General features: G+C 65.2%; 16 protein-coding genes and 1 pseudogene. 9 read left to right on the top strand and 8 right to left on the bottom strand.

The window, feature by feature from the left end; genetic code table 11:
* The first annotated feature begins 59 nt into the window (after positions 1-59).
* On the top strand, positions 60-1,427 hold the full coding sequence (locus NC4_RS19485; RefSeq protein WP_067540342.1) for an MFS transporter: 1,368 nt from the start codon (positions 60-62) through the stop codon (positions 1,425-1,427).
* On the opposite strand, the gene NC4_RS19480 is transcribed toward NC4_RS19485, so the two are convergent.
* On the bottom strand, positions 1,399-2,058 hold the full coding sequence (locus NC4_RS19480) for a GntR family transcriptional regulator (protein WP_067540339.1): 660 nt from the start codon (positions 2,056-2,058) through the stop codon (positions 1,399-1,401). The genes NC4_RS19485 and NC4_RS19480 overlap by 29 nt on opposite strands.
* A 23-nt stretch (positions 2,059-2,081) precedes the next feature.
* Between NC4_RS19480 and NC4_RS19475 the strand changes: the two genes are divergently transcribed.
* Positions 2,082-2,882, top strand: coding sequence for a carbon-nitrogen hydrolase family protein (locus NC4_RS19475; protein ID WP_439957537.1), 801 nt, complete (start codon positions 2,082-2,084; stop codon positions 2,880-2,882).
* 148 nt (positions 2,883-3,030) lie between these two features.
* On the top strand, positions 3,031-3,999 hold the full coding sequence (locus NC4_RS19470) for a TerC/Alx family metal homeostasis membrane protein (protein ID WP_067540337.1): 969 nt from the start codon (positions 3,031-3,033) through the stop codon (positions 3,997-3,999).
* A gap of 4 nt (positions 4,000-4,003) precedes the next feature.
* Here NC4_RS19470 and NC4_RS19465 read toward each other — a convergent pair whose 3' ends face one another.
* Positions 4,004-4,606 (bottom strand): class I SAM-dependent methyltransferase, encoded by a 603-nt coding sequence (locus NC4_RS19465; protein WP_067540334.1) that lies wholly within the window; start codon positions 4,604-4,606, stop codon positions 4,004-4,006.
* A 74-nt stretch (positions 4,607-4,680) separates the two neighbouring features.
* Here NC4_RS19465 and NC4_RS19460 point away from each other — a divergent pair, with 74 nt between their 5' ends.
* Entirely contained in the window at positions 4,681-5,373 is a 693-nt protein-coding gene (locus NC4_RS19460; protein WP_067540331.1) for a helix-turn-helix transcriptional regulator, read from the top strand.
* 119 nt (positions 5,374-5,492) lie between these two features.
* Positions 5,493-6,293 carry a polysaccharide deacetylase family protein gene (locus NC4_RS19455; RefSeq protein WP_067540328.1) on the top strand — a complete coding sequence of 267 codons (801 nt, stop codon included), beginning with the start codon at positions 5,493-5,495 and terminating at the stop codon, positions 6,291-6,293.
* 131 nt (positions 6,294-6,424) lie between these two features.
* Here NC4_RS19455 and NC4_RS19450 read toward each other — a convergent pair whose 3' ends face one another.
* Positions 6,425-6,646, bottom strand: a complete 222-nt coding sequence (locus NC4_RS19450) for a hypothetical protein (protein WP_157554898.1) — start codon at positions 6,644-6,646, stop codon at positions 6,425-6,427.
* Positions 6,647-6,845: 199 nt separating this feature from the next.
* Here NC4_RS19450 and NC4_RS19445 point away from each other — a divergent pair, with 199 nt between their 5' ends.
* Both NC4_RS19445 and NC4_RS19440 read left to right on the top strand, forming a co-directional pair.
* On the top strand, positions 6,846-7,358 hold the full coding sequence (locus NC4_RS19445; protein WP_067540323.1) for a GNAT family N-acetyltransferase: 513 nt from the start codon (positions 6,846-6,848) through the stop codon (positions 7,356-7,358).
* A gap of 446 nt (positions 7,359-7,804) precedes the next feature.
* Positions 7,805-8,722, top strand: coding sequence for a hypothetical protein (locus tag NC4_RS19440; RefSeq protein ID WP_067540320.1), 918 nt, complete (start codon positions 7,805-7,807; stop codon positions 8,720-8,722).
* A gap of 446 nt (positions 8,723-9,168) precedes the next feature.
* Here the strand turns inward: NC4_RS19440 and NC4_RS41690 are convergent, their stop codons facing one another.
* Positions 9,169-9,711 carry a TipAS antibiotic-recognition domain-containing protein gene (locus NC4_RS41690; protein ID WP_245721796.1) on the bottom strand — a complete coding sequence of 181 codons (543 nt, stop codon included), beginning with the start codon at positions 9,709-9,711 and terminating at the stop codon, positions 9,169-9,171.
* Between the two features lie 74 nt (positions 9,712-9,785).
* Positions 9,786-9,905 (bottom strand): annotated as a pseudogene (locus NC4_RS44725) (MerR family DNA-binding transcriptional regulator); the annotation flags it as partial.
* Positions 9,906-10,003: 98 nt separating this feature from the next.
* On the opposite strand from NC4_RS44725, the gene NC4_RS44010 reads away from it, so the two are divergent.
* On the top strand, positions 10,004-10,129 hold the full coding sequence (locus tag NC4_RS44010) for a hypothetical protein (RefSeq protein ID WP_281186328.1): 126 nt from the start codon (positions 10,004-10,006) through the stop codon (positions 10,127-10,129).
* Positions 10,130-10,220: 91 nt separating this feature from the next.
* Here the strand turns inward: NC4_RS44010 and NC4_RS19430 are convergent, their stop codons facing one another.
* On the bottom strand, positions 10,221-11,066 hold the full coding sequence (locus NC4_RS19430) for a class I SAM-dependent methyltransferase (protein WP_067540317.1): 846 nt from the start codon (positions 11,064-11,066) through the stop codon (positions 10,221-10,223).
* Positions 11,067-11,095: 29 nt separating this feature from the next.
* On the opposite strand from NC4_RS19430, the gene NC4_RS40315 reads away from it, so the two are divergent.
* Positions 11,096-11,236, top strand: coding sequence for a hypothetical protein (locus tag NC4_RS40315; protein ID WP_157554896.1), 141 nt, complete (start codon positions 11,096-11,098; stop codon positions 11,234-11,236).
* A gap of 252 nt (positions 11,237-11,488) precedes the next feature.
* On the opposite strand, the gene NC4_RS19425 is transcribed toward NC4_RS40315, so the two are convergent.
* The gene (locus NC4_RS19425) at positions 11,489-11,944 is read right to left on the bottom strand and encodes a nitroreductase/quinone reductase family protein (RefSeq protein WP_067540314.1); all 456 of its coding nucleotides are present in this window, start codon (positions 11,942-11,944) and stop codon (positions 11,489-11,491) included.
* Positions 11,945-12,182: 238 nt separating this feature from the next.
* Positions 12,183-12,596: an NAD(+)--rifampin ADP-ribosyltransferase gene (gene arr, locus NC4_RS19420; RefSeq protein WP_067545142.1), complete on the bottom strand. Its 414-nt coding sequence runs from the start codon at positions 12,594-12,596 to the stop codon at positions 12,183-12,185.
* Positions 12,597-12,660: the final 64 nt, after the last annotated feature.

Genomic DNA, 12,660 nt, shown 5'->3' with positions numbered 1-12,660 from the left:
GGCCGTGTCACCGAGCGCACAACGTTCGGCCCGGCCGCGTATCGAAATCAAGGAGCACCATGTCGGCACGAACCGAGGCGCCACCGATCGCACAACTCTCGCCCGAACACCGGAAAGGGTTGTTCAAGGCGTTCGCTGCCAGTCTGACGGGCACCGCGTTGGAGTGGTACGACTTCGCGATCTATTCGACGGCCGCGGCATTGGTCTTCCCGCAGGTGTTCTTTCCCGGTGAAGATCCGCTGACCGGAACGATTCTCGCGTTCTCGACCTATGCGGTGGGCTATCTCGCCCGGCCGGTCGGCGGATTCGTCTTCGGACGACTCGGGGATATTCTCGGCCGCAAGCGGCTGCTGGTGATCACGCTACTGATGATCGGCATTTCGACCTTCGCGATCGGCCTGATCCCGGGCTACGTCACCATCGGTATCGCGGCCCCGCTGATTCTCGTGGTGCTGCGCTTCGCCCAGGGCGTCGCGGTCGGCGGTGAATGGGGCGGCGCGGTGCTGCTGTCGAGCGAATACGGCGATCCCCGTCGGCGCGGATTCTGGGCCTCGGCCGCGCAGGTCGGGCCGCCCGCGGGCAATCTGCTGGCCAATGGTGCGCTGGCCCTGCTCACCGTGGTGTTGAGCGAGGACCAATTCGAGGACTGGGGTTGGCGATTGGCCTTCCTCGCCTCCGCGGTGCTAGTCGGATTCGGGCTCTGGATTCGCTTGCGGCTGGAGGACACCCCGGTGTTCCAGGCGCTGCCGGAATCCGGTGAGCGGCCCGAGGCGCCGATCAGCGAGGTGTTCCGGGAGCAGACCCGGCCGCTGGTGGCGGCGGTGCTCGCGCGCTTGGCGCCGGATGTCATGTACGCCATGTTCGTCGTCTTCAGCATTACTTACGGCACCAAGCATTTGGATTTCGAGCGCACCGATGTGCTGGTCGCGGTGCTGATCGGATCGGCGTTCCAGCTGTTCATGATTCCTTGGGCGGGAGCGATTTCCGACCGGATCAACCGCCGCCTGGTTTACGGTGTCGCGGCGGTCGGCGGGCTTGTCTGGACTTTCGTGTTCTTCCCGTTGATCGGCACGAATTCACAGTTGTGGCTGACCGTCGGTATTACCGTCGGCCTCGCCTTCCACTCGTTCATGTACGGCCCGCAGGCGGCGCTCATCACCGAGCAATTCAGTGTGCGGCTGCGGTCGACGGGCAGTTCGCTGGCCTACACCATTGCCGGTGTTTTCGGCGGCGCGATGGCTCCGCTGCTGTTCACCACGCTGCTGAGCCGGTTCGACAGCTGGGTGCCGCTGGGGATCTACATCCTGATCGTCACGGTGCTGACCGTGCTCGGCCTCTATCTGACCCGCGATCGTGACACCGCCGAGGACGAGCACTACGCCGAGCTGGCCGGAATCCTCACGCCCGCAACAAAATCTGCAGGGTGATCTCGAGGTGCTCGTCGATCTTGGTGTGCGCCAGGCGTTCATCGCCGCGCTCCAGGGCGTCCACGATCTCCTCGTGTTCGCCGCACACCAGGCGCTGGCGGTTCGGCGTCGCGAACAGAGCCGCCAGCCCGACCCGCAACTGCCGGGCGCGCAGTCCGGCACAGGTGCTCGAAAGCAGTTCGCTGCCCTCGGAATCGATGAGGATCTGATGGAATCTGCTGTCCCAGGCGATGAATTCGCGGGCGGCGGCCTCATCGGCGGTGTCGGCCAGGGCTTCCTGTTCGGCGAGGGCGGCGCGCATCTCGGCAATGGGTGCGGTGTGCGCCGCCAGCGTCCGACTGGCGGCATGGCGTTCCAGGACGCCGCGCAGATCCATGAGCTCCGCGATCTGCCGCCCGGACATGGCGGGCACGTGCGCGCCGCGTTTGGGCACCATCTCCACGAGCCCCTCGGCCTGCAGCATGAGCAGCGCCTCGCGCACGGGCGTGCGCGACACCCCTATCCGGGTGGCCAATTCCTGTTCGTTCAGGAATGTTCCGGTGGCCGGAAGGGCCGTCAGGATCTGATCCCTGACATAGGTGTAGGCCTTCTCCCGGCCCGAGACCACCGGCCCGGGCTCTGCTTTCCGCATACAACATGTATACACCAGAAGGGATGGTTTTCATGCTCCACACCATCGGCCTCGCGCAGGTCACCAGCACCGGCGACCCGGAGGCAAACCTCGCCGTCCTCGCGGAGTACACCGTCCGGGCGGCGGCCGAGGGCGCGCGATTGGTGGTCTTCCCCGAGGCGATGATGCATCCGTTCGGCGGCCCGCTCGCCGCCGTCGCGCAGCCCCTGGACGGACCGTGGGCCGAGGCCGTGCGATCGATCGCCGAGCGCGCCGGAGTCACGGTGGCCGCGGGCATGTTCGCACCCGCCGCCGACGGGCGGGTGCGCAATACCCTGCTGGTCACAGGCGGCGGCGTGGACGCCCACTACGACAAGATCCACGTCTACGACGCCTTCGGCCATGCCGAATCCGATTCCGTCGAACCCGGCGACAAGCCCCTGCTCCTCGAAATTGACGGCACCCGAATCGGTTTCGCGATCTGCTACGACCTGCGCTTCCCGGCCCTCTTCCAGCGCCTGGCGGCGGAGGGCGCGGAGGTGATCGTGGTCGCCGCATCCTGGGGCGACGGACCGGGCAAGGCCGAACAGTGGCAATTGCTCACCCGCGCCCGGGCGCTCGATGCCACCGCCTACGTCGTGGCCTGCGGCCAGGCCCGCCCCGCCTTCGATACCTCGCACACCACAGCGCCTTTGGGCGTCGGACACAGCGTGGTCGTGGCCCCGGACGGGCAGGTGCTCGGCGCACTCGATGCCGAACCCGGTCTGCTGACCGTGCCGATCGACCTCGACCGCGTCGCCCAGGTCCGGCGGGTGCTGCCCGTGCTGGCGAACCGGCGGATCTGAGGTAGCCGGAGGGCTGCTGATTGACTACACGCTGACCATTATTTGGGGGTTTCTTTACCTTTGAGGCCGCCCCCGGTAGCCTCGTGCCCACGGAGGGGAGCAATTCCGTTTGGTTCTGTTGTAGAGATCTGCCCCGGAGGCGTGCGTAGTGGATGTTTCGTTGACCCTTTGGGTGCTGACCGTCGCCGGGTTGGGGGTGCTCATTGCGGCGGACTTCTTCATCGGGCGTAAGCCTCATGACGTGTCGATGAAGGAAGCTGGCATCTGGACGGTGGTGTGGATCGTGCTGGCGGTTGCCTTCGGGCTCGGGCTGATGGTGTTCGGGGAGGCGCAGGCCTCCACCGAGTTCTTTGCCGGGTTCATTACCGAGAAGTCGTTGAGTGTGGACAATCTCTTCGTCTTCGTGCTGATCATGGCGAAGTTCTCGGTGCCTTCGCATTTGCAGCAGCGGGTGCTGTTGTTCGGTGTTCTGATCGCCCTGGTGCTGCGCGCGGTGTTCATCGGGGCGGGCGCGGCGATCATCTCCAGTTTCTCGTGTGTGTTCTACATCTTCGGTGCGTTCCTCATCTACACGGCGTGGAAGCTGATTCGGGAGGCCAGGGCCGAGGAGGAGGACGAGGAGTTCGAGGAGAACCGGCTGCTCAAGTCCATCGAGCGGAAGTTCGGCGTCGCCGACCGGTACCACGGCACCAAGCTGTTCATCGAGAACAATGGCAAGCGTGTGCTGACCCCGCTCATGGTGGTGATGCTCGCCATCGGCACCACCGACATCCTGTTCGCCCTGGACTCCATTCCGGCGATCTTCGGCCTGACCCAGGACCCCTATATCGTCTTCACCGCCAACGCTTTCGCGTTGATGGGCCTGCGCCAGCTGTACTTCCTGCTCGGCGGGTTGCTGAAGAAGCTGGTGCACCTCAGTTACGGGCTGTCGGTCATCCTGGGCTTCATCGGCGTCAAGCTGGTCCTGCACGCGCTGCACGAATCCGGTGTGAACACCCCCGAAATTTCCACCCCGTTCTCCCTCGTCGTCATCTGCGCCGTCCTGGTGATCACCACGATCACCAGCCTGCTTGCCTCGCGGAAACAGCCGGAGGCCGAACCGGCGAAGCGTTCGTAACGGATCAGGCCGGACGGACGGCTCGGTAGTAGGTGAGCCGTCCGATAATCCGGTGCTTGTGGGAAGCCGTTGCGGTGCAATCGAATCCGGCGTCGAGGAATGGGTGGTGGATGTCGTCGCCGATATCGACCAGGTGCAGTCTGCCGCCCGGCCGCAGGACCCGCTTCACCTCGGCGGCCATGGCGACCCGCACGTCGGGATCCAGATGGTGCAGCATCATGGCGGACAGCACCCGGTCGAATTCGCCGTCGCGGTACGGCAATTGCTGCGCGTAGCCGCGCTCGAAGCGGATACCGTCGCGGCCGCGCGCCTTCCTCGCGGCGCGGGCCAGGGCGCGGGGATCGGGATCGGAGCCGACCACCTCGATACCCGGCCCGGCGGCGTGCGCGCGCAGCGTGAGATTGCCGGTGCCGCAGCCGATTTCCAGCACACGATGCCCCGGTTCGAGCTCGGCCTGCTCGACGAGCCGGTCGTGCACCCCGCCGATCCCCAGCAGCCGGGTGAGCAGATCGTAGGCGGGTAACAGCAGGTCGTTGCCCGCGGCGGGCAGGTAGTCGTGGCGATTGCCCAGATAGTGCGTCACGGAGTCCGGACGATGTTCGGTCATGCCATCGATGGTGGGCGCCGGATTGGCCGTGCAGTGGGACGATATTCGGAAGTATCCGGACTACTCTCGGCGATATGGCCGACAGCTCGCGGCTGGTGCGTCAGCGCGACGGGATCCCGGTCTTCGGCTACCACACCGATCCGGCGACCCCGCCGGTCACCGTGGTCCGGCTCGACGGGGGACACCACGAGGAGCACAGGCACATCCACGAATTCCCCGCGCTGGTGTACCTGCCCCGGTCCGGCGTGGTCGCCGTCATCGCGGCCGGTCGAGTCGTCGACCCGGCCACCGTCCCGGCCGACGACCACGCCTTCGTCATCTTCTTCGACCCCGCCGCGCTCGACGATCCCGCCTCCGCTCCCCAGCTCGGGCATCCGCTGCTGTTCCCCTTCCGACACCGCCAATCCGGTGGTCTGCTGCGCCTCGAACTGCCCACCGAGCGCCGCGAACTCTGGAATCTCGCCATCACCGGCCTGGAAACCGAACTGGCCCAACGCCGGGACGGCTTCCGCCGAGCGATCACCGCCCACCTGACCCTCCTGCTCGTCGACCTCGCCCGCCTCTCCGCTGACGTGGTCACCGACCCCCGCACCGACGACCCCCTGCTCACCCAGGTCTACGACATCATCGAACAGCACTACCCCGACCCCCTGTCCCTCCGCGATATCGCCCGCCACACCGGCCTCCCCGACCCCGGCTACTTCGCCCGCCTCTTCCGCAGCGAACACGGCATCTCCCCGCGCGACTGGCGGGCGGCATCCCGCTAGGGCCGGGTTGCCGGTCGAGAGACGTGCAATATCAGCAAATATTCAGCACACTGGCTGGCATGGCAGAGTCACGTCGGAGAACCGCCGGTCATCGGCCCGCCGTTCTGAAGAGACGGCGAATGTTGGTGCCGCTCGCCGCGGGGACCGTGGGAGCGCTGGGTGGGGTCCGGCTCGCGGGGGAGAGCGATACGGCGGCAGTCGAGCAGTCGGGTGGGGCTCCGTCGCCGGTTTCGATACCCGCCGTGCCGAGTCCGGAAGTCGCCGTGCCGAGTACGACGCCGCGGCCTGTGCCGGTTGCTATCGATCGGGGCACTTTGACCGCGCTTCCGGGGAGCGGCAACAACCTCGCGTTGACGGTCGACGATGGCGCGAATTCCGATGTCGTCGGCGCTTATATCCGGTTCGCGCGCGATAGCGGGGCCCGGTTCACCTTCTTTGTCACAGGGCAGTTCGAGTCGTGGACCGTGCACAGCGAGCAACTGCGGCCATTGGTCGAATCGGGGCAGATCCAGCTGGGCAATCACAGTTGGAGTCATCCGGATCTCACCACGATGGCGGATGCGGCGGTGGCTGATCAGCTAGGGCGGACGAAGCCGTTCCTGCGCAATACATTCGGGGTCGATGGCACGCCGTACTATCGGCCGCCTTTCGGCAGGCACAACACCGCCGTCGACCGCGTCGCCGCCGACCTCGGCTACACGGTGCCGACCATGTGGTACGGATCCCTATCGGATTCGGGCCTGATCACCGAGGACTACCTGCTCGACTGCGCCCGCCGCTACTTCAACGCCCAGGCCATCGTGATCGGCCACGCCAACCACCCACCGGTCACCCATGTCTACGGCCAACTCCTCGACATCATCCGCGAACGCCGACTCGACCTCGTAACCCTCAACGACGTCCTGCTACCGCCGCCATGACCCAGCTCCGACCTGCCAGATCCCGCTGTGTAGGAACCGGTCCCACTGTTCGCGTAGGGCGATGTCGAAGGCTGTTGCCCGCTCGAACGAATCGAACTTGTCGAATAGGCCGCCGCGGAGGTACCAGGCCATCAGACCCGCCGCCTCTGCGGCATGTCCTTCTCGTCGCCGAAACCGTTGTCCTCGTCGCCGAGGTCCGCTGGGCCGTACCAACCACCTCTGATGTGGCTGTCGAAGATCGTCGACTCGACGAGGCCGCGGCCGGAGCCACCGAAGTCCGGGTAGTTGTCGGTCAACCATGCGGATTGCGGAAGCTTGCGGACCACCCGCGCTGACCGAACCAGCCAGCGCAAAGCGCCCGTCTCCGCTGCCGCATTGCCGACTGGTCAACTGATCACCGGGAACTGGTGGCGGAGCCTTCTCGGCCGACGCCGCCACCAGTTCCCGGTGATCGTGTGTCCACATCCGGCACCTTCGAGTACTGGCAACGAGCATCCGCTCATGCCGATGTTCGCACCTTTCGGAAACGTCCGTCGTGGTTGAATCCGGTTCGTGGGGAATGGATTCGACATCGTGTCGGTGCGCCGGGCGACCAGGGCGGATGTCGGAGCGATCCGGCGAGTCCTCGCCGCGAATGCCGCCGACGCGTCGTTGTTTCAGCAATCCGGTCGGCGGATTCTCCGCGATCTCGACGACTTCGTGATCGCGGAGACGGGTGAACGTCCGGTGGGGTGTGCGGCGCTGCACCGCCATACGCGTGCGAACGCGGAGATATTGGCGGTCGCGGTCGATCCGGTCGCGCAAAACCGAGGCGTGGGCGCGTTACTCATGCAGGCGTGCTTGACGAAGGCAGCAGAATCCGGGGCGGCTTTCGTGTGGCTTGCCACCGCGAAGCCCGCTTACTTCGCCCGCTACGATTTCCGCCCCATATCAAAGTGGACGCTTCCACCGCGCGTGGTCCTCCGCAAGTTTCGACTCGTGTTCGAGCAGCCTGCCCGGCGCTGGGTTCCAGCACTGCGCGGACGACACACGTTCATGAGGCTGCCGACTCCTGCAACGCACTGACATGCCGCGTCCGGCGCAGGCAGCGTGGCGAGATGTTCTGCGGCGCAGAGCATCCGCAACCCGTGTGTTGCCGAAGCCAACCATACGAAGGTCAAACACAAGGGCAGATGTCGGCGCTGGCTCCTAGAAGCGTGCCGACGCGGTCGGTGCGGATTGCAGCGCGAGGACTGCGCCGCACCGGTGGCCCTGGCCTGTCAGGGCCAGAAACGAGCAGATCGTCGAATTGAGCTAGGGCTTCTGACGGCCCGGTGTCTGCCGCCCTCCCGTCCACCAGTGGACCGCTCGGTATGTATCGCACCGGCCCGCTAGTGTTGATCATGAGCGCGCCGCGAACATGCCGTTCGGGCTGGATGTGAGATTGGAAGTTTGAGATGGGGTTCCTCCGCCGCTTCGGACACAGGCCCACACCGGTGGTAGTTACCGAATGGGCCGCAGACGATTCGGCGTTGAAGACGGCGCTCGACGAGATCAAGACGACCGGGAGCTGGATGCCCGCGGCGAAGCTGCTCGCGGCGACCGGGCGTGACTGGGATCGGCGTTCCTACCGCGTGGAGGCACTGGCGGAGTCGGCGGCACCGGATATGACGTGGTTGGTCGGATGGTGTGCCGAACGACCGGACGATCCCGATGCGCATGTGCTGCGGGCGAAAGCGGAAGTATTGTGCGCCTGGAACGCTCGGGGGAGCGCCTACGCGAGTCAGACCTCGGACGAGGCAATGGCCAACTTCGCCACGATCTTGCGCCGTGCGCAGCAGTGGTGTGTGCGGGCGATCGAGTTGAACCCGGATGATCCGACTCCATGGGTCGCGAGGCTGTGGTTGGTGATCGGTGGGCAAGAATCCCCGGACTCGTTCCGGTCGTATTGGAAGGAAACCTGCGCACGCGATCCCTACAACAGGGCCGGATATATTGCCGCCCTGCAGTTCTCGTCCGAGAAATGGTACGGCTCGCACGAGCAGATGTACGAGTTCGCTGAGACCGCCGCATCGGAAGCACCGAAGGGTTCTCCATTGGTGGTCGTGCCGCTCCAAGCGCACTGCGAATACATGCTGCGTGAACACGGGGATCATCGGGTGGCCGTCGATCCGCCCCACCCACTCTGGACGACGCCGCGCGCACAAGCGGACATCGACCGGGCGATGGCCGTCCTGATGGGGTCGCAGCCGCCGATGCACGCCCTGATGCTTCACGACATGAGCGTGTTGGGATACGTGCTCGCCCACGCCGGTCGATGGTCGGAGCTCGCCGCGGTCTTCGATCGCACCAGTCACCACATGTTCCAGTACCCCTGGTACTACCAGAACGGGGGCGCGTCCGAGGCCGTCGCCGCCGCGCACCGAAAGGCTATGAATCACCGCGGGTGAACGTTGCGCCTCGACGTCGCAAACACCTCCACCAGCCGCTTGGCAACCTCGGTGTTCATGCACCACGGATGCTGATAGCCCGCCAGTCACCGGCTGATTCGCAACCCAGAGGCCCATCGAGCCGATCGCACACCGCATACCGCCAACCCACCGCAGCACACGCCCGGCCGGTCGCATCGAACGCAACCTGGTCCTTCTCCCTGATCAACTCCAGCGGACGCGAGTCCAAAACAGCACATCACCGCCAGCCGACTGTAGTTCGGAGGAGAGAGGGAGGTTCTGACCGCCGATAACGGCTGCTTATCGGTCGAGCCGATCACGAGATCGTCTGTCGCGCAGGACATCCTGAAATGCCGATGAGCGATTACCGAGCCGCGGAGGTGACAGGCCAGTGACTGCTCCTGGCGACCGCTTGGCGTACCCGGATGGGTGTGGGCGGCTGTCGGCTACGGAAGTCTGGTATCAGCGAAGACCACCATCGCGTCGCGGTAGTAGGTGGCCAGTCCTGGAGCGATCTGATCGAAACTTGCGGTGGCGGTGGGGTCGTCGAGGTAGGTCTGGGCAATTTGCTTGAACATCTGTGCGTCCGGGTTCCAGGTGACACTGATGAGTTGGTATGCGGCGTCGATCTCGGACTGCACGGCCGCATCGCTGACAGGCGTTTCCGCTGCCATCAGCTCAGCCATGCGGATCATCGCTGCGGTCGTCTCCTTCTGCATTCGCGCGATCTCCTCGGCTGACAGGGAGCTGGTGTACGCCTTCGAGCGGTCCACCGCCTCCGCCAGATCGGGCCAGCGTTTCAGCGCCTCTGCTTCGTACCGACTCGGGTCGAGTCCCTCGAAAAGGTTTTCCGGCCTGTTGATTTCGGGCATGCCCGTTGTTCCTTCCTGTGTCTGGAGTTCCTCGATGGTGCGGGCGATCGTGTGCACCGCTTGATCGAGGCGGTCACGTTCACGCAGCAATCTCGCGTGATGTTCCCGCAGCGCCACCAGTCGATCGGTCTGTCGAGAATCGCTGCGATCTCATCGAGCCCGAGATCCAGTTCCCGCAACACCAGAATCTGCTGCAGGCGCAGCAACTGCGCTTGCTCGTAGAAGCGGTAGCCGTTGCTACGGACGCCTGCTGGCGACAGCAGGCCGATCTCGTCGTAGTGCCGAAGTGTCCGCGTGGTCACCCGGGACATACGGGCGACTTCCACAATCGACCAGGACACGACCCACTACCTCCCCGTTGGAACTCCGCCGGTCCATCCGGCACTTCGACGCTAAACATTCACGCCACGTGAACCTCAAGACCTCGACCGGCACGATCGATCCTGACTCACCTCGTCATGATCACCAGATGGATAAGCAGTATCAGCTGAGCAACCAACCCCAGCACATCCGCTACGGCCGCGTGGCACGCTGACTCGACCGGCCACAGCTGGAACCTTCCGCAGTTGGTCTGTGTCGGAGGTTGGTTCGTGGCGACGCGGGTGTTCGCGGACGACACGACTCGCTCAGGTGACTCGCGCGGTCAGCAGGGTCTCGAAGGTAGACGGTCGCAGGCCATCGGTACGGTCGGCGAAGTACCGCTGCTGGAGGTCTGCGCGTGTGTGGTGGTCGACGACCTTGAGCCCGCACTGGCTGACCAGGCTCTCGATCTCGGATACCGGCCAGCCAGGCTGCAGAGGCTCGCCGACAGAAGCCGCGATCGGGGGGTAGATACGGGCGTATTCCGTCCCGGCGTCGTCGAGCGCAGCGTCCTCGGCCAGGTAGGAGAACACCACCTCGGACCCGGGAGCGGCCGCCGCGATCGTGTGCAACGTCGACTCGATCGCCTGTGCCGTCAGATAGGGGGCGACGCCCGTCCAGCAGAACATCGTCGGCTGTGCCCAGTCGAACCCGGCCGCGCCCAAACCATCCCGAACCGGTCCGGCCTCGAAATCAACCGGCACGAATACCTGCGAGGCGCTGAGCGGCAGGCCGAGCTCTCTGGCGCGCTCGAGCTTCCATGCCTGGGAGGCGGGGTGATCAACCTCAAACACCGTCAGCGAGCCGAGCAGATCCGGCCGCCGCCACGCGAACGAGTCGAGCCCCGCACCGAGAATCACGAACTGTGTGAAGGCGCCAGCAGCCAGCCGGTCCTCGGCGTACCGGCTGCGGGTGCAGGCGGACGCGCGGGCCTCGCGCCGAACCTGGTCGGGGAACAGCGGATCGAACCGGTCGCGCAGCTGCTGCCATACCGGGCCGACGAGCACCAGGGCCAGCACATCGTCGAGTACCCACGGTGACGCCGTCTCCAGGCGAAACAATCCACGCGACACGGCCGCAAACATCGCCGTCCTGCTCGGCGCGCTTTCCATGCATTCCTCCTTGTCGGCCAGAACCCAGCATGCTGGCCACACCCACCCACCCCGCGCACTTCACAGGATGCGCCTGCAGCGCCCTGGCGGCCATAGCCCGATCGCCCGACCGCCCCGATCCGCTCGCCATCGTGGCTACGCTGGTCAAGCCGGACGGCGGCTATCGGTGAACTCTCGAGTCAGCAAGTCAGGCTGAGATCCGTTGACATCGGCAAACTCTGACTTCCCATCGAGCGTGCCCGGCCGGGTGGCCGTGTCCACCGAACGCACCGAAATGCCGAGTTCTGGCGAGTCGGCCTCAGCTCGCACAATTGCCGCTCGATCGGACAATCGTGGTCTCCGATCGCCGCTGCATTGCGACGCACTGTTATGTTGCGCACTGGGCGGACCGAATCGGCCATCGAGGCGTGAAAGAGCCGCTGTCAGGCCGGTACGCAGATAACCACCGGGATATCCCGCGCAGTGTTGCGCTGATATCCGTCGTACGGGTTGCCGACGCCGCGGGTGATCTCAGGCCAGAGCTCGGCCTTCTCCTCTGCGGAAGCGGTGCGCGCGATGTACGGCTTGGTCTCGCCGCGCACGGTGATCTCGACATTGGGATGGGCAACGAGATTCAGATACCAGGCGGGGTTGTGCGAAGCGCCGCCGAGCGAGGCAGTCAGGACGATCCGCTCCGGAGTGAAAATGGGCGAGCTCAACAACGTGGAGCGCCGCTTACCGGTCCTGCGACCGATGGTGTGCAGCTCCAACGCTTGCATCGAGCCGAGCCTGTGCGGCCAGCGACCGCCGGTCAGCTTCAACAAGGTTCGGTGACCGTTTTCCAGCACCCATGCGCCGCTTTCCGCAACCCAGTCGGGGGTCTTCTGCTTGTCGCCCATGGTCTCTCCCTTCAGCTGGCCGACATCTTCTGTCGACATCTTCGCGAGCTTTTCGTGACTGCATCATGTGTGGCCGCGGTGTATCCCGCCCTCGCAGCGTCTGTAAGTAGCAGCTCACCGCGATCGGCGCGAACGAAACCCAACTCGAAGGAGTCTCCGATGTGTATGCGGAACAATGCCATTCCTGCTGCTCGCTCGGAGCTTCCAGACACTTCTGCATGGTTGTCGCGGGTTGTCGTCAGTTCAGTATCTCGCCTCGCACAACGGTCGACAGCCGTTGCCGCCAGGTCTGCAGTTGTTCGGGTGTGAGGCGTGTCCAGTCGGTGATCTCACCAACGATGCGCAGCGGGGCGCTACTGCGGTACGACCGGGTCGGGTTACCCGGAAACTTCTTGTCGGTCACGTTCGGGTCATTCTCGAACGGCCCGGTCGGCTCTACCGCGTAGACCCGCGGAATCGCGTCTCCCTCGCAGAGTTCTGCGGCGATCTCCGCGGCGAGTCCGGCCCCATCGACAACAGCGGTGAAATAGATGTGGTTCATCACGATCTCGGGGCGGTAGTTGGATGGGCGGCCTGCGGTGAGGAACTCGCCCACGAGCAGATCAGCGATCGTGCCGTGGAAGAACGGTCCATCATCGAGATTCGCGGACACGTGAATCCTTTCCTCTGCCTGGTGGGACGAGCGATTCTGCCGCATGGCCCGGGTCTTGCCGCAA

This window comes from Nocardia crassostreae, assembly GCF_001613405.1.
Lineage (GTDB): Bacteria > Actinomycetota > Actinomycetes > Mycobacteriales > Mycobacteriaceae > Nocardia > Nocardia crassostreae.
Note: the sequence above shows the minus strand (reverse complement) of the source record. Positions and strands in the feature narration are given on the sequence as shown.